Source organism: Roseburia sp. 499, from assembly GCF_001940225.2.
In the GTDB taxonomy this organism is placed as follows: Bacteria; Bacillota; Clostridia; order Lachnospirales; family Lachnospiraceae; genus Petralouisia.
This window is the reverse complement of the sequence record NZ_CP135164.1, coordinates 958,252-976,237: the sequence shown is the minus strand read 5'-3', so window position 1 is coordinate 976,237 and position 17,986 is coordinate 958,252. Positions and strand designations below refer to the sequence as shown.

Annotated in this window: 16 protein-coding genes and 1 other RNA gene; all 17 read right to left on the bottom strand. The window is 36.9% G+C overall.

Annotation, left to right across the window (positions count from 1 at the left end; all coding sequences use genetic code 11):
* Positions 1-93: 93 nt before the first annotated feature.
* The 17 genes from ssrA to BIV20_RS04800 all read right to left on the bottom strand — a co-directional run bounded on the left by ssrA (position 94) and on the right by BIV20_RS04800 (position 17,810).
* Positions 94-439: a transfer-messenger RNA gene (gene ssrA / locus BIV20_RS04880) on the bottom strand.
* A 337-nt stretch (positions 440-776) separates the two neighbouring features.
* The gene (locus BIV20_RS04875) at positions 777-932 is read right to left on the bottom strand and encodes a hypothetical protein (RefSeq protein ID WP_158024907.1); all 156 of its coding nucleotides are present in this window, start codon (positions 930-932) and stop codon (positions 777-779) included.
* 196 nt (positions 933-1,128) lie between these two features.
* Positions 1,129-1,608, bottom strand: a complete 480-nt coding sequence (locus tag BIV20_RS04870) for a hypothetical protein (protein WP_242939781.1) — start codon at positions 1,606-1,608, stop codon at positions 1,129-1,131.
* Between the two features lie 17 nt (positions 1,609-1,625).
* A complete protein-coding gene (locus BIV20_RS04865) occupies positions 1,626-3,740 on the bottom strand; it encodes a T7SS effector LXG polymorphic toxin (RefSeq protein WP_083655093.1) in 2,115 nt (704 codons plus the stop codon).
* Positions 3,741-3,761: 21 nt separating this feature from the next.
* The gene (locus BIV20_RS04860) at positions 3,762-4,052 is read right to left on the bottom strand and encodes a hypothetical protein (RefSeq protein ID WP_075718630.1); all 291 of its coding nucleotides are present in this window, start codon (positions 4,050-4,052) and stop codon (positions 3,762-3,764) included.
* A gap of 21 nt (positions 4,053-4,073) precedes the next feature.
* Entirely contained in the window at positions 4,074-4,511 is a 438-nt protein-coding gene (locus tag BIV20_RS04855; RefSeq protein ID WP_075718628.1) for a YwqH-like family protein, read from the bottom strand.
* 1 nt (position 4,512) lies between these two features.
* Complete coding sequence (locus BIV20_RS04850) at positions 4,513-4,842, bottom strand: DUF4176 domain-containing protein (RefSeq protein WP_242939780.1); 330 nt, start codon at positions 4,840-4,842, stop codon at positions 4,513-4,515.
* A gap of 34 nt (positions 4,843-4,876) precedes the next feature.
* The gene (locus tag BIV20_RS04845; RefSeq protein ID WP_075718624.1) at positions 4,877-9,385 is read right to left on the bottom strand and encodes an Ig-like domain-containing protein; all 4,509 of its coding nucleotides are present in this window, start codon (positions 9,383-9,385) and stop codon (positions 4,877-4,879) included.
* A 148-nt stretch (positions 9,386-9,533) separates the two neighbouring features.
* On the bottom strand, positions 9,534-10,298 hold the full coding sequence (locus BIV20_RS04840; protein ID WP_075718622.1) for a hypothetical protein: 765 nt from the start codon (positions 10,296-10,298) through the stop codon (positions 9,534-9,536).
* 103 nt (positions 10,299-10,401) lie between these two features.
* Positions 10,402-11,175: a hypothetical protein gene (locus BIV20_RS04835; RefSeq protein ID WP_075718620.1), complete on the bottom strand. Its 774-nt coding sequence runs from the start codon at positions 11,173-11,175 to the stop codon at positions 10,402-10,404.
* Positions 11,176-11,278: 103 nt separating this feature from the next.
* Complete coding sequence (locus BIV20_RS04830; protein ID WP_075718618.1) at positions 11,279-12,049, bottom strand: hypothetical protein; 771 nt, start codon at positions 12,047-12,049, stop codon at positions 11,279-11,281.
* 321 nt (positions 12,050-12,370) lie between these two features.
* Complete coding sequence (locus tag BIV20_RS04825) at positions 12,371-12,667, bottom strand: hypothetical protein (protein WP_075718616.1); 297 nt, start codon at positions 12,665-12,667, stop codon at positions 12,371-12,373.
* A 45-nt stretch (positions 12,668-12,712) separates the two neighbouring features.
* A complete protein-coding gene (locus BIV20_RS04820) occupies positions 12,713-13,162 on the bottom strand; it encodes a hypothetical protein (protein WP_075718614.1) in 450 nt (149 codons plus the stop codon).
* A gap of 48 nt (positions 13,163-13,210) precedes the next feature.
* Positions 13,211-14,869, bottom strand: a complete 1,659-nt coding sequence (locus BIV20_RS04815) for an Mbeg1-like protein (protein ID WP_075718612.1) — start codon at positions 14,867-14,869, stop codon at positions 13,211-13,213.
* Positions 14,870-14,884: 15 nt separating this feature from the next.
* Positions 14,885-15,736: a hypothetical protein gene (locus BIV20_RS04810; protein WP_075718610.1), complete on the bottom strand. Its 852-nt coding sequence runs from the start codon at positions 15,734-15,736 to the stop codon at positions 14,885-14,887.
* A gap of 11 nt (positions 15,737-15,747) precedes the next feature.
* Positions 15,748-16,041 (bottom strand): hypothetical protein, encoded by a 294-nt coding sequence (locus BIV20_RS04805; RefSeq protein ID WP_075718608.1) that lies wholly within the window; start codon positions 16,039-16,041, stop codon positions 15,748-15,750.
* A gap of 56 nt (positions 16,042-16,097) precedes the next feature.
* The gene (locus BIV20_RS04800) at positions 16,098-17,810 is read right to left on the bottom strand and encodes an Mbeg1-like protein (RefSeq protein WP_075718606.1); all 1,713 of its coding nucleotides are present in this window, start codon (positions 17,808-17,810) and stop codon (positions 16,098-16,100) included.
* Positions 17,811-17,986 lie beyond the last annotated feature (176 nt).

Sequence of the window (17,986 nt, the reverse complement as noted above, 5' to 3'; positions counted from 1 at the left end):
GATATATTTCTATGAAAATAAAAATAGAATTTGATTGGCAAATTTTGCCATATAATACAGAAAAAGTTCAGCACGATTGCTGAACTCTATCAATAGTGGAGCTGAGGGGAATCGAACCCCTGTCCGAAAGTCAATCCACTATGGCGTCTCCCATTACAGTTATTCTTTTTACATTCCCTCTACTGCACGCCGGATAACAGGCTTACAGTTTCAGTAGCTTCATGATACGCCCATATGCGCAAAGCTTTGCATAAGTCGTTTCCCACATGGTCGAAGCCGGGATCTTAAACTGTGGGTGGTCTAAGGCCGACTGCTGCAACTAGGCAGCGTATGCTAAATTATCTTCAGCGTTTATATTTAGTGTTTCCGTTGATGAGGCGGTCGAGCCCGCCAATGGCTTCCATAGCTTCACAACCCCCGTCGAAACCAGTACAACCCCTGGTTTTGATGGCTGATGTTGTTTAGCAGTTTATTATTATAACAGTGGTGTAGTGGAAAGTCAAGGCATTTTACAGCACTTCTTACGCAGAAAAACGCACTCTTTCACAACATTCTGTTACTAAGAGTGCGCTACATCAGCATATTCATTTTGCAATGTTCGTTCGTATACGGGGCTTGGCAAAATTTCTCTAGTGTCTATTAATTAACATCATGGATTCTTAATTGCTTCGCAACAGCCATGATGGTTAATTAATAAAAATGCATGGATTTAGTTTATTAGGTACTCGAGAGCATAATATCACTCATATTTTCTCCTATTGTTATACCAGCAATACTTATTTTACTAATTCTCCTTTTTCAAATCTTTCAAGAATTCTTTTACGTTCTTCTCTGTCTTCAGATTTGAATTTCTTACGTAGTTCTATTGTCTCATTTGATTCTTTAATGCTTTTTCTGTCTTTAATTATCCCTTTATTAAATAAAAGTCCCATAACAGCTGTACTTCCATTCATGCACAGGATGAGGCTTATACCGCAGTTGTTTTCCGTATGGCTATGCAGCGTTGTTTTTCACTGCTCATGCAATTGGCTGACTTATAGAGGCAGATAAAAAATCAGCGGTATTTCATGACTTTTTAAGGTCTTGAATACCGCTAATACACTGACTAAATTATGTGGATGCATAAAATCAAATTAATTCAGAAAGCCAACTATCCAAAACATCTCCCTCTAGAATCTCTTCTGATTGCTCAATATCTTTAAAATCCAATACTGGAGTTTTCACTATTTTTACAGCCTCAATTTCTTTTCTTGTTATATACTTAATAAATACAAATTGCTCTTTCTTTTCAAAAATATATTCCTCTGCCAATTGTTCTGAATTAGTCCATATCATATACGAATCATCGAGCACGGCATTTCTAGATATTTTATCTGCAAATAATTGAAAGTATTTATCTTTATATTTTATAAATACATCTTCACTGTATATTACATCTACCTCATTTGCTTTAACAATTTTCATATATAACTCAGAATGTTCATTTCCCAGTACATCAATATAATTAGTAAAGCCCTCCTTTCTTACTTTTGATGTAATTATGTATTCACAATTTCTCTTTTTAATTTTGTATTTTAAGCCACTATACTCACAATACATATCACTCATACTTAAATCTCCTCAACTCATCTTAATAACCAACCTAAATCTGAATCGTATACAAATTGTTGCGTTAGCGCTCCTGTTTTAGCATCATATATACCCAGAATATCTCCATCTACAAACGGTCGCGTATCTTGTACAAGCTCTGGCAAGACAATATTCTTACTACCTGTAAATCCACGTCCTGTATAAGGAGCGTTTGCCTCTATTGGAAAATCCTCTGGAACTTTAATACCATCTGCATCATCTAACACATATGTTATTTTTCCATATACTGTATCGGCATTACCTACTGATTTTGAAATTCCATCAACTCCACTTCCTGTTTTAAATGCAGTATTGTTATAATCCAACCTATTCCCTTCAAATACATCAGCTAATGTCTTTAGGGTATTAGAATGTTCATCAACCGAAACAAAACCTCTGACACCACTATAATTCTCATTATATAAGTAATTATATATATCACTTTGAGGTATTGTTTTGTTCATCACTGTACCAACCTCTGGCAATCCTATATCAGCTCTTACTCTATCTACAAATTTCAATTCATCTGGAGTCAACATTCTATTAGGGTCAAGTAATTTTGAAAAGTCTTCAACAGACATTCCGTTCTTTTCAATTGCAGCCTTTACATCTGCTGATGTTAGCTTACTAACTACTGTAGAATTACTACCACTCTCACTTTTTTTGAACTTCAGCCATTCATCAATATCTATTTTATTCAGCGCTATCTGGCCATCTACTTTCTGTAATGCGTTTAGTTCAATCTCGGTAAGCCCTGCTTCACTTCCATTTTTCATAAAGTGCTCGTATGCTTTTGCATCTTCCGGTGACATCGGTCCCAAAAGTGATTGGTAAGTATACCCCGACCAATTGAACCGTGCATCCAGCCCATTCAATCCATGTGCACTTGCATTACTTGACACCATACCTGCTAACATACTCAGTGTCCGGTTTCCCGTCAAATCCATCGTTAATTCTGAGGTTTTATCTCCTATCACAGTAGACATTACTTCTTTTGCTGCGATTACGCTTCCCGAACGGAAGGTCAATTGGCCCACTTGGGATGCCCTACTGATTGGAATACACGCCGAAGCTGAACATGCAAAAATGTTCTCCACCATATAATAGGCATCTTCATTTCCCTGGAACACCACATCTTTCAGACAATTGAATGCTGTACTGTCAATATCTCCCATACTTCCATAGTAGATATCCTGTGCACCTTCTATAGAATCGCACACACCAAACGCAACGGTCACACCTCCACTCGTCCAACCTGCCACTACTACCGGTGTTGCTGCACCTCCTGACGCCGCAATACAGAACACACCGGTTATAACAAGGGCAGCACCTCCAATAGTCTTCCAGATTCCCATGGTCTCTCTTTCTTCTGCCGCATCTTTCAGGCTCTGTTCAACTTCCCATATCTCATCATACACTTCCTGATTAGCTTCATGCTGTTGATAGAACATCTGGCTTAAATTTGCCAGCACATACGCATCTACATCTGTGTAAAAGCTGTTACCCTCATAGCTATTGATATCAGTCCAATTGGTTCCAATCTTCCCGATACAGTTATTAAGACTTGTAATCAGAAGTTCTGTGGACTGTTCCAGTGCTGTCACAGTACTGCTCTCCTGCGTTTCGATATCCGTGATAAGATTTAACAGTTCCTGATCCAACTGTTGGTGTATTTTGGGAACCTGATTTGTATCCGGCTGTCCTACAGAAGAGATATCGGAGATACCTGAAACCGCCCGGTACACTCCGTCTTCCTGCTCCTGCATCTCCATATAGTTGGTATTCAGTTTCGTCCTGAACTCTTTGATTGTTTCCTCTGGAATTACAAAATTTGTTGAATCATCGATTCCATAATATCCGGCCTTGTACAATACTATATTATCAAGTAAACTCTGAATTGTCACCCTAAAACTAGAAAGCATTGTAAGATGTACATCATTCATATAGCTTTTAATCGCTGTTGCTGCTTTTCCCTGAAATCCCGAATCTCCAATAAAACGATTTATGCTCTCCTGGCATACATCTATTCTTTCCATTAAATTCTCCAACTTTGACTTATACTCCCATAACAGATTATATATGTCATTGTATTTTATTACAAATCCGTTCATAATCTCTCCTTCACTTTACTTCTAACGTGTCATCGAATATCGTCCCATTGTTCCTATGCTCTGACACTGTTCATTATCATTTCGAACTATAGTATCAAGAGCCTCTGACACACTTTGCATATCATTTTCAAGAACTGCAAGATATTCAGACAGAGTTTTTGAAAGCTCACCGTATACACTTACAAATTTCTCCAGCGCTTCCGACTGTCCACTGATTTCTGTTGTAAGTCCCTCCATTGTCAGTGCCGCTGCATTCGCCCGCATTACTGCAACATCCATACCCACATATAAGGAATCTAATTTTATTTCCATCTTTATACACTGACCCTTTCTCTAATTGAAAAAATTACGGATTCTGGTACACAAATCATCCCATGCATTCATTAATCCTGAAAGAATTCCATATTTTTCATTCTTCTTCTCTTCTAATTTATTAATCTCCCAGTTGATGGCATCTTCTGCCGCATCCAGATTTTTGATATATCCGGTATAATTGGCATTTAACTCTCCGCTTTCACACATATCATAAAAATACTGTGCCTTGCCACCCTTCCACAAACTTTCATAAAACATGGGCATATTACTGTGTACCATCTTAATATCTTCCATGGATTCCTTGGCTCCGTCAATGGTATTGTATACCGCACGGAGCCGCGAAATCTGGTCATCCAGACTGTCTATTTCTGCCTGACAGTCTTCCTGCTGTTCCTCATTGTTCCGCTTCTTGGATTTTAACCTTCTATATTCTTCCTCATCATAATCCTTTGCCATATTAATTCCTCATACTCTGCTTCAACTGCCTTACATCTGCATGTTCTATTTCAAGGTTCTCCATGGCTTCCTGAATATTTTGAATCATCATTTCGTCATCTTCATCTGAAAAGCCTTTAAATACTACTTTGCTGATATTGGAGTGTTGAAAATACATTAACTGGTCTCCTACCATTCCTTCCGGATACATACAGGCTCCATAATCGAAAAATTTATTTTCACCATTTATCTTTACCTGAAGCCCTCTTGCCACAATGACATACTTCTTGACTCCGCCACTGACAACTACAATGCTCCCTAGTGGTAAGTATTCCATTTTCTCAACCATCATGCTTCTCCTTTCCTCGAATGTTCTGTACATTTTACTACTTCTTCATTCCTTTTTTCTTAAAGAGACCCTTTCCGGCTCCTTTTCCTACGATTCCGGTTGCATAAGCAGCACCTACTCCCGTAACTCCTGCTACTGCTACAATTCCACCTACTACGAGCGGTTTATTATCACTCCAAGTCTCAAGTACTGTTCCCTCTGTAATGGTTACGTTGATTGATTTTTCAGTAATATTTCCTGCTAAGTCCTCTGCCTTTACCTGAACGGTGTGTGTTCCTTTACTTTTCAGTGTTCCCTGACAGATGTTCTTCTCTGTATCAAACTCCTGCTTTTCTCCATCAACTGTGATTTCTTTCATTACGTCTTTGGCATCTTTCAGAGAAATACTCCATTCCACTTCTTTGTCATACTTTGCTCCGTCTTCGATACCGCTAAAAATAATCTTAGGTTCTGTATTATCTACAATAAATTCTGCCTGTGCTACTGCCTTGTGTCCTACTTCGTCGGAAACATCCATTTTAAATACATATTTTCCTTCATCTGTTATCTCTGATGCACCATCGTACTCATCACTGTTCAAATACATACTAACGTTTGGAACGGTCAGGTCTCTTACCATCTCACTTAATTCATACGGCAACTTGAAGACCTGATAATACTTTCCATTCATTTCGTCTACATGCTTAATAATCGGATCAGAAGTATCTACGGTTACAGTTTTTCTTGCTGTGGATTCGTTTCCTGCCTTATCTACCGCTGTAATAACAGATGTATAGATTCCTTCCTCTTTCACCACATAAGTCAGAGTGGATTCCTTTCCACTGTTTACCCAGCTTCCCACATTCACATCCGTCACGTTTCCTGCAGCATCTTCTTTCTGCATCTGAATGGTTACATTGTCAGTATCAAAATAAGATTCCACTACATCATAGGATAATGTAATATTATTACCTGTAATCAGATAATCTGCTGCACCATTGATATTTACTTCCGGTGCGGTCTTATCTACTGTAAAAGTCAGTTGTTGTGCTACTGCCTCATTTCCTGCGGCATCTTTTGCCTGTACTTCAATCTGATATGTTCCATCTTCACTGAAGTTTCTTGACAAGGTACTATTTTTACTCTGATTGCTCCAGTTTCCAAAGTCTACATTTCCTGTTTGACCATCCAGAGTCTTTGTCACACTGATGGATACTGTATCTGTATCAAAGAAAGATTCCTCTACCTTTACTTCTATCGGAACATCTGACGCATGATAGGAATCATTCTGTGGTCCGTTAATTTCTATTTTTGGTGCGGTCTTATCTATGGTAAATGATATCTGCTTTGGAGCTGCTGTATTTCCTGCTGCATCCACTGCATTTACTGTTACTACATAGTTACCATCTTCTGAAAAAGCATAACTCTTCTTAGCATTCACACTATCAGAAACAAATCCTTCCATATCGTATGGAGTGGTAACTCCATCTATTGTTCTGGTTGCTGATACCGTTACATGATTCAAATCGTAAATCTGCTCATCTACTTTGACATTCAAAGTCTCGGTATTATTAGAATAAGCGCCATTCTCAACACCACTAAATCCAATTACCGGTGCCGTTTTATCCAGATATACTACTGCTGATTTCTCTGATTTGTTTCCTGCATTATCGGTAACCTTTACCAGCAACGTATATCCTGCACTGGTTACAGCTTCTTCTGTTGCCTGAATCGCCTGCTGATCCATATATACCACATCATTATGGCTACCATCTGTAAAATCATTCTCATATACGGTCTTTCCGTTCAAAATATATTCTACCTTCTGTAGACCGGACTGTTTGTCCTGTGTAATAACATGAAAACTTACATCTTTATTCTGCCACTTGCTATTATCCACATCTGTGGTAATGGTAATCTCTGCCTGTGTACTTTCATAAACAATACCATCTGATACACTGACACCTGATTGATTTCCTGCATAGTCCACTGCATAAGCAGACACTGTTCCTTTGAAATTCTCCGGCAGTTCTACTTCCACTGTCGTTCCCTCAAGGATGCTTACTTCTCCCTCTTCTCCATCCTGGGTATACCATACACCATATTCTTTCACCTGAGACAGACTGTCAGTACTTTCTATTACTGCAACGACTCTTTCATTACAGAAATATCCAAAGGTGATAAAGTTAATGATATGTGCCAGCACAGAATCATTTTCGGTTCTGAATTCTATGGAAGGACTATTTGGTGCTCCTGTATCTACATCCAATTGCAGTTTTCCTACTTCACTGATATTTCCTGCTTCATCCTTTGCATAATACTCCAAAATATAAGAACCATCCTGGGTAATCTTGGGCTGGCCGTTTTCAACCAAATTCATTTCCACTATGCTGCTTTCCGGCTGATGGATGTCATACAGTTTATAGTAAGTGGAAATCTCACTTCCGGCGTCTCTTGCTACTTCCTCTACCCTGATTTCCGGTAAAGTCTTATACCAACCATTATCTCCGTCTATCGGATCTGCAACTACTTCCGGTGTATCCGGATTTTCTTTATCGATTTTTACTTCACATACACATACTTGTGATTCTACCCCTGCTCCGCTGACTGCTTTCATATATACATACTCTTTCAGCACTTTTCCATCTTCACAGGAAATATTGACTTCATTGCCAGAAATACAATCCTGCCAGTTCAGAGTATCACTTGTTACATCAACCTGATTCTCAGAAACGGCATACTGATAACTCGTTCCAGAAATCTGCTGTGGATTGTTGTTTTCCAGTGTCAGTGTTACATCCTCATTCACCCATGTTCCGCTTGTGTATCCTGATACTGTAAGCCCAGGCTGTTCTTTATCGATTTTGACGCTATCTGTTAATTCAAATGGTTCTCCATAAATAAATGGTTCTCTGTTGTTTGGATCTTCAATCTTAAATCGCAAGTATACTTTGTATTCCTTAGTATCACTCAACGTGAACCCATAATTATTATCTGTTTTCCCCATTTCCTGCCAGGTTATATTACCCTGATCATCTAAATATCCTAACTCTAATCCGGCATACTTTCGTGCTGATGTATTCTTATAGTTAAGTGTTACGTCTGATGCTGTCCACTGGCCTAAAGTATATCCGTCTAATGACACACCGGTAGTTGCCGGCATCTCCGGTGTACGAACATAATACTGTTCTGCTACGTTACTGTCTGCCTTTCCTTCTTTACCTGAAAATGCACGCAAAATAGCATAATTTTCTGTTCCAAACAAATCATTTGCTGAAATCTTGTCGGTCTGAGAAGCACCATCAAATTTCTTAGAAAAATCATTTTCTACATTTTTCCATCTTGGCTGTTCCTGAGGTGTTCCCAGTGCTTCATATCCATAACGGGTCTCGTCTACATTTTCTGCGGAAGTAACCTGTACTTCTCCATTATCTGCAATCTGTGTATATTTATCACCGGAGGTTGTGATGGATGGAGCTGCTGTAAGTTCTGCGAAAGTAATTTCTACTCTTCCATTTTGCTTTACAAGCATATTATATGTATTATTTTCTATTTCCAGCTTTTCTTCCGTTCCATTCACCAACAAGGATTTTACACCCTGGTTTTCTCCCGGTGTTATTGTCATGTTTAAATTTGTTTCATTATTTTCTGCTTCAAGAATATTATATAAAATATATGGTTCCACAGAATTTGCATATTCTGTATCACCAATTTTTACTTTTCCATCTCCATTTACTACTAACTCTACATCATAATGTGCTTTCCAGTCTATACTGCTTCCCACACCTGTAAATGTATTATCCTGTTCATATGCCTTATTAGCAACAACGGAAACGGTATATGTCGCATTGGTAGAATGTGCACCTGCTTCGCAATCTACGAAAGTGCCATTCGTTTCATTACATTTGTCTAAATAACTACCATTATAAATTGTAGTTTTATTTCCATTTACTTCTTTTTGAATGATTAAACGATAATCATTTAAAGCATATTCGCTTCCAGATGGTATTTGAGGATTTTTCCAAGATAAAACTACGTTATTATTGTATAGTCTTGAAGAATCCTGTTCACGGGCTACTTTTAGTTCGCTTACTTTAAGTTCTTTCGGGATGCAGATGATTTTGATTGTGCCGATGTTGTTTTCATTTCCTGCATCATAGGTAAATTTTTCATCGTCACCTATTTCATATTGGTTTTCTTGTAAAAGTAAACCATTTTGTTTTACTGCTTTCAAACAATATCCATCTCTTACTTCATACTGAATTTTTATTTTTGATACATTTCTTCTTTCGAAATCATATCTTGTAGTCGTACTGTCAAAGTATGTTGTTTTTTCTTTTGGCGCTTTCCCCCCCGCTACATTTGGATCTTCTATCCAGTATGTATATTTTGCACTATTTAAATTTCCACTTATAATTTCAATGGAATTCTCAGGTTCTTCCGCATTTGCTTTTATCACAGGAATTCGCATTGGAATCGCCATCATAACAGCTAAAACGGCTGCAATTACTCCTGCTACTATTCTTTTTCCCTTCTTACGAGTTTTTTTATTAAATATCTCTCGCATTTTTCTCTCCCTTTCACTTCAATAAATTTCTTTTATGATGTTAATTTAAATTGTCTACCCTACATATTCCTTTTTTTAATTTAGCTGCATATCTTCCTTTTTCAAGATATGCAGCTTTTTTCTTACTAAATATTCTCTTTTATCTGTGTTACATCATTATCTTATTTTTCTTTGTATATACAACAATTCCTGTTACGCTTAAGAACGCCAGCATACCTGCCACATAAATTCCTGCAAATTCTCCTGTTTTTGGTGCTGTTGCAGTAGATGTTGTTGCTGTTGCTGCTGTTCCAGTTTTTACTGGTGTGCTTTCATTTGTTGTAGTTGTACTATTTGTCTTTGGTATTGCCATGATAAACACCGGTGAAAATGATGTGAATCTTCCACTAAGAGTTCCATCACCTTCTGTAGTCGGAATATATTCCCATGTTCCATCTGCTTTACAATGGAAAATAAGATAAGTATAATCTCCCTTTCCTGCATATGGCGCATCAATTGTAACATCTACTCCTTCTGCCGGCATCGTATAACCTTCCGGTAAAGCTAAACCAAAGAAATCTTTTCTTGCAACATTTTCAACTCTATATCCCATTACTTTTTCGAATAATTCTCTTGTTCTTTCTATTCGTTTCTCGTCAAGTCTTCTCTCTGCTTCCTCATCTCCCTCCAAGAGTACCTCATTAGGGATATAATATTCAACTTGTTCGACTTGTGCTTCTGTTAAATTTTCTGGTCTAAGTCCCCAATCAAAATCCAACTCTACTGTCTGTCCATCAATTACGGCTGTTGCTGATTCTGCAAATTTACCTGCTAAACTGTTTGTTACTGTCGGACTCTCTGCTGCAAACGCTGTCATTCCCATAGACAACGTCATTACTAATGCTGTTGCTAATGCAAATATTCTTTTTTTCATTTCTTTTCCTCCACTCTTTCCTATTTTGTGTCATTGCTTTTTTGTAATAATCTATAAAGTAAGTTTTAACTTTATATAACTTTTTTAACGCCTTATTTCTGTTCTATAATCTGACGTTCTTTTTTCTTACATATGCAACAATTCCTGCCGCGCTTAAAACTGCCGTCATTCCTGCCACATAAATTCCTGCAAATTCTCCTGTTTTTGGTGCCTTTGTGGTAGATGTTGCATTCTGAGTAGTTGTTGCCGGGGTCTGCACTGTCTGTTTTGCAGTATCTGTACTTGGTGTAGATGTTGTATTCTCCTTTGGTATTCTAAGAATAAATACCGGTGAAAAAGAAGTAAATCTTCCACTAAGGGTTCCATCACCTTCCGTTGTTGGTATATACTCCCATGTACCATCTGCCTTACAATGGAAAATGTAATATGTGTAATCTCCTTTTCCTGCATATGGCGCATCAATGGTAACCTCTACTCCCTCTGCCGGCATCGTATAACCTTCCGGTAATGATAAACCAAACCAATCATTCATATCAACAGATTCATTTCTATATCCCATTACCTTTTCAAACAACTCGCGTGTTCTCTCGTCCTGCTTTTCCTGTAATCTCTGCCATTCTTCATCGTTACTCGTTCGTTCCATGGGCATATAATAATTTACAGAATCTATCTGTGCCTGTGTCAAATTCTTAGGACGAAGCCCATAATCAAATTTTAACTCTACTGTCTGTCCATCGATTACTGCTGTTGCTGATTCTGCAAACTTTCCTGCTAAATTGCTATTTGTTACAGTCGGACTCTCTGCTGCAAACGCTGTCATTCCCATAGACAACGTCATTACTAATGCTGTTGCTAATGCAAATATTCTTTTTTTCATTTCGTTTTCCTCCACTCTTTCCTGTTTTGTGTCATTGTTTTTTGTAATAATCTATAAAGTAAGTTTTAACTTTATATAACTTTTTTAACGCCTTATTTTTGTTCTATAATCTGACGTTCTTTTTTCTTACATATACAACAATTCCTGCCATGCTTAAGAATGCCATCATTCCTGCTACATAAATTCCTGCAAATTCTCCTGTTTTTGGTGCCTTTGTGGTAGATGTTGCATTCTGAGTAGTTGTTGCCGGGGTCTGCACTGTCTGCTTTACAGTATCTGTACTTGGTGTAGATGTTGTATTTTCTTTTGGTATTCTAATAATAAATACCGGTGAAAAAGAAGTAAATCTTCCACTAAGAGTTCCGTTACCTTCTGTGGTTGGAATATACTCCCATGTACCATCTGCCTTACAATGGAAGATAAGATACGTATACTTTCCATCCCCTCCATATGGAGCGTTAATAGTGACCTCTACACCCTCTGCTGGCATCGTATACCCTTCCGGCAATGACAATCCAAACCAGTCTTTTATAGCAGCTCCTTCGTTTTTATATCCCATTACCTTTTCAAATAACTCACGTGCTCTCTCATCCTGCTTTTCCAATAATCTCTGCCATTCTTCATCATTTCTCGTTACTTCCTCAGGCTTATAATAGTCTACAGAATCTATCTGTGCCTGTGTTAAATTCTTAGGATAGAGTCCATAGTCAAAATCTAACTCTACTGTCTGTCCATCGATTACTGCTGTTGCTGATTCTGCAAATTTTCCTGCTAAACTCCCTGTTACGGTCGGACTCTCTGCTGCAAATGCTGTCATTCCCATAGACAACGTCATTACTAATGCTGTTGCTAATGCAAATATTCTTTTTTTCATTTCTTTTCCTCCACTCTTTCCTATTTTGTGTCATTGTTTTTTTGTAATAATCTATAAAGTAAGTTTTAACTTTATATTCCTAATTTATGCCATAACATTTCTGACCATTTGGGCAATCTGAACCTAACTATGAACTTTAAAACTTTAACTTATTAAACTTTTGTATTTAGGATTTTTACTGAATTAGTTGCCTATCGAATGATAAGCATTGATTATGAATTCCCCTAATTCCCCTTATCCTTATTTACTATTATTTATACATAAAATTTATTGTAATATTTCTTCCATATATTGTCAACCCAAATGTCCCTAAATTTTATACTAAATTTTTTCTATGTACTGTGCGACTGCCACTTTCTCTGCCTCTTCAAATGAAGCAATCGTATTTTCTAACAATGACATCGTCTGGTCTACCAATTCCTGCATGGCTCCAATCACATATAATACTTCATCATACATATTTTTTGCCTGCACTGCTGTCTCTCCTATACTTTCGTTTAAGAAAAACTTCTGATTTTTGCAGCATCCAAGTCTTACACTGATATTATTTAATCTACTTATACTTGTGTTTATTTCTTCTTTGCTTATATTAATTTCCTGACTTCCTACATTCGCCATTTTTCTCACCTCTCCCCTAAATCTGTTTTCTAACAAATGCCCGGCTTAACGTGTTCTTTCCCTGCTTTGCTGTTCATTACGCTCACGTTCTCTTCTTTCCCTCTCTCTTCGTTCTTCTTCCCTTATTTCTTCAATCCTTTTCTGTTTTACTCTGATTGATTCATTCTGTTCCTCAATCTCTTCTTCCATCTTTTGAATTGCCTTTTTTAGTTCCCTTTCAATCTCATCATAATTGTTAAGAAGCTTTACTTCTTCTGTCCTACTATAGTTTACTCCTATTTTTTCTGCGATAATCTTAGATATTGTAGTTCTCTGGTTATATTGATGAATATTACCTGCATAACTTCTTCGGTTACTAATATATACCCTAGTTTCATTGGCAATCATACCATTTTGACTTTTCGCTTCTTCCAATTGTCCCTTTTTTTCCTGTAATTTACGAATGTTCTCCTGACATCCCCGGATTTCTGCTTCTAACTGACTGATTTGGCTCATAATTAATCCTCCACCTACATTTTAAAATCATGCCTCATCTTCTTCTTTTTATGCCATAATCTTTCTTACTTCCTGAGTAATGGATGCAAATTCTTCTGCCTTTTTCTCAAATATTGCACCATACTTATCGTCCAAATTATCAACTGCATCAAAAATGTTCTGCATCTGCGCCGTTGTAGTATCATTAATGTCTATGACCTTTCTATGGTATTCCTGAATACTATTCTTATAATGCGCTATGTCAAGATTTCCAAACAAATCTTCTACCCTGTACCAGACGTCCCATTTTGTGAAATCCCAGAATGCCTCATCCTCTACCTCTTTTACCTGCTCCATCAAAGTCGTACGCATATCTGTGCTGAAATCACGTATGATAAAGGATACTTCCTGTTCTTTGTAGTACTTACTGCTCGGTTCCGGTATTTCCTTTTCTTTCGCTTCTGCCACTCTAAGTGCTGTCATAATTGTTTCTGCTTCTTCTTCCGTCAAAATATCGAATTTTGACAAAATCCAACTCAGACTTGCTCCATTGTCCTCAACAAAGTCCAAAATAGGATGTTCATCATCTTCCTCGCTGTTTTTCATCCACCTTCCTATCAACCAACATAATATCTCTCCAAACCATCCAAAATCCAGTCCCTGCAATACATCAACAACTATATCTGTCATATGATTTCCACTTCTTTCATATTTTGCCAGATAAGCAATAAACATGCCAAGTTCTTCTGCATTCTCCGGATCCAAAATGTATGCTCTTTTCTCCTCATCGGAATATCCTTTGTCATATTTCGGAGGTCTCTTTCCCATCAACATATTCACAATGTTTCCCAGATAATCCATCAGTGCTGCTACTTCTTCCGGATCTCCTGTATTTATGATATAATTAAAGAAATTATGGAAACTTGCCATTGCATCTGACTGCTCACATTCATCAAATCCAAACTCTTCATTGAACAATGAATTAGGGCTATGGTTCTGCGCAAAGTTGAATCCCTCTACGCCATGTCCATCCACATAAGTCTTATCATTATATATATCCGACAAAAGAATATTTACAAAATCGTAATCCAATGCGTAACAGGTTATCTTGTGCTTGTTCGCATCTATCAGTGGACCATATTTTTCATAAAACGCTGCGGAAAATCCTTGTCCATCAAAGGAAACGCATCGATCTACTTTGTCGGAACGTATCGCTACATATTTTGCCTTGTTTCCACCCTTAGAATGTCCAACCACCGTTATATTTTCCCCACTCTGACGTTCTACAAATGCCAATGCTCTTAACTGCTGTTCTGTGTCTGCCAGATAACCACCTTGAAAATTATCGACCCATTCTCCGGCTGCTGTACCGCGAAATACCACATACTGATTTCCATCTTTGTCTTCTAAGCATACGGATAATGCATTTCTATCATCACGTTCTAAGTCTACTAACTTTAAATCACAGATATTTTTATCATTTTGAATTTTTTCTAACATTGCTGCCCATTCGGCACCGGAAATTTCACCATCGAAAGTTTTGTCTGCATAATCAGTAGCAAGTTTGTCAGTGTCAATATTTCCTATTAAAACACCTATTGTCTTTCCTTTATTATTACCTATCCATATATCATTAAACACAAATTTATCTTCTTCATATTCTCCAGCCTCTTTTATATGCATTAGATTACTTAGAAATAATAATTCTTCATTTGATAATTCCTCCATACTCTTCCCCTCTCTTTATGACCATTTTTCTCCTCTATACAAAGGTTTTTCTTCACTATGCCTTAACAAAATATCTATAAAATCTTCAAATGTTTGCAATTTATCATACTCTTCCTGTTTCAGTATCTGACAATATAAAATACTTATTCCTTTCCCCATTCCACTTAAATCACTATTCTCTTGTTCCAATTTTTCTGTTTGTTTTTCATATTCTTCTTCTGTTTTCTCAGGACTCATAGCACATCGTACTTCGCCTCGTAACGTTGACGGATCTAAATTCGATAATATCGTATCCTTCGTGTATTTCTCATTATACGTTCCACTTAACACGGCAAATACTTTCCATCCTTCTCCTGTTTCATCTGCCTTTTTTTGCATCATCTGTTGAAACTCATCGCTTTTCAAAATGGCAAAATATCCATCTTCACAATACACATTTCCGTCATCATCTACCTGATAATATACCTCAAAGCGCTCTCCTCTATGTTCACCCTCTACTGCTTGGGCAAATATCATGTAATCTCCTGATATAATTCCCGGTATTTCTCCTCCTACTACCTTGAACTCTTCCCCGTACTTTTCTTCCAGATAATCCAGCATAATCTGAGCTGTATCTACAAAACTCTGTGTAGAAAGATTCATTCCTTCTTCTTTTATTTTTTTCATAGAATCACTTGATATATTACATCCTTCTAAAATTTCCAGTTCCTTTTCTGTTGGATTTCGATATACCTGCACTTCGTCTTCCTCCTTGCCACTTTCTTCTACACTTTCATTTTGTTTCTGTTCTGCTACTTTAGAATCCTTACATCCGGAAAGGCTCGCAAAACCTAATGCCAGAAGTACTACTATGATTTTCGCTTTCATTTTTCCACCCCTTAATATAAATAAGCATCTGTTGCGTCTGCTTCACTTAAAAATGCTTTCAAAGAATCCGGCACATCTTTAGCCGCTTCCTCTAATTTCAACATAGCTGCACATATTTTTGAAGACTTATCAATAATTTCATTATCTATTAACATGTCTTGCAATCCGTTTTCCGTTAAATACAATAATTCCTTTGAAAAACTCTGCCCTAATTCTATTACCTCAGCAATTACGGAATTTACTGTTGCTGCACAACTTTCATACTCACTATCTACAATGATAACGTTTCCTCCTGCTTTTGCCATTTTCTTTTTTTCTCCTCTTCTATGCCATAATATTTATAGGCAGACCTTTCCTCAATTTATGACGCCAATATCCCTTCTAACAAATTGTTGTTTATTGTTTCCAAGTTATTATTGTTTTCCGTGATTTTTTTTGCATAATCTGAATCTGTTTGTAGCACATTTTCAAATATTGTATCTATACGTCTTTTACACTCTAAGTTTGTTTCTGACAATTTATCAAAATATGCTCTTATTCCACTTATTGCTATTGGAACAAAAATCTGGGAATACCACTCTTCGCTTGCATAACTTGACCATGATTCAACAGGAGAAATAGATATATTCTCTATTTTTGAAATAGTACTCATTAAAGTATCATATACATTTTGCGAAAAATCATAAATTTTACCTGTCCTTACTTTCGCGTTATCTTTTCCTCCAGATGTATCTATGGCTTTAACTTTACTATTGATTCTTTCCCATAAATCACTCACATCTATATCAACATCATCAAAGAACCAACTTTTTAGTAATGGCAAAATTCTTTTTATAATCCAATCATCATCTCCATCTGTTAGATTCTGTTTTATAAGATTTAGTATATTGGCCAAATTTACATTAAGGTTATACTTATCTCCCAAAAACTCAAACTGCGTTATTGTAATCAACTGATTCAAAGAATTTAATCCCAGTGTCTCTAATAACTTGTCGATATCATCAGCATCTAAATCATACACATCCATATATTTGACCAAATATGCCAAAACAAGTGCTAATGAATCTGGGTCTGATAAAGCATAATCAATTATTTCTTGTTTCGAGATTTCACTACCACCAAATGCCATTGCCACTAATCCAGAAACATATTCAATGATCTTTTCTTCATCTTTCCCATCTGCGTTATTCATTATAAAGGTGGTAAACTCATGCAACATCGTAATCGACTCTTCTTCTTTTGTTATTCTAATAATGATGTTTCCACTTTCATCTATCCACAAATTTCCACCATTATCTTGCATAAAAAAAGAATTTGGACTATGATGCTGCTTCATATTATCGACTCCATACCCAATACAATAAAACTGATTGGAATTAGGAACCGGAAACAATAATGCATGTACATAATCTGTTGCCAATGAATAATTTGAAATATTTTTTCCTTTCGCCTGAATCTCAGCCCAATACTTATTAATGAATTCCTGTGAGAATCCTTGTCCATCAAATGCAACACATCGTGTCACCTTATCTGATGTAATTGCAACATACATAGCCTTATTTCCACCTTTTGAATGTCCTGTTACTGTTATATTCGTATATTTAAGGCTCTCTATAAAATCCAATGCTTCTTTTTGGAGTTTTGTCTCCTCTATATTCAATCCTTCCACATTATCAATCCACTCCTGCTTGCCAGTTGTCCCTTTAAATGCCACTATTGCCTCTGATGAATCTGCTGTCTCTGCAAAACATAATGCCAAAGTCGTTCCATTTGAATTTTCCATAGTGTCTGTCAAAACTAAATCCTTTAAATTACTCGATTTTATATATCTGATTATATCTGCCCATTCTTTGCCACTTGCACATGCACCTCCAACTTCTTCATCACCTAGTGCCTCGAGGTTCGCTAGAGCAGTTTCATCAAACACTTCAAGTATATCTTCTATAGCTTGTCCCTCTGACTCAATTAACCTTATACCGCCAAATTTTTCTTCTATTCCAGCTGCAGCGGCAACATCTCTGTTCAAATAACATAGTTGCTCCAACATACACAATTCACTTTCACTTAATTCCATTTTCCCACCTTGTATGATTAATTAGAAGCTAGTAATCATACTATCCTTTCATTTTTCTATATTTATGGTTTAATACAATTCAGATACTATGGACTTTTGATTTTACCCTGTAGCTTGACTACTCTACTGGAGTGTATTGCCACTACCTTTATCTGAATTGTTTATCAGCTGGATGT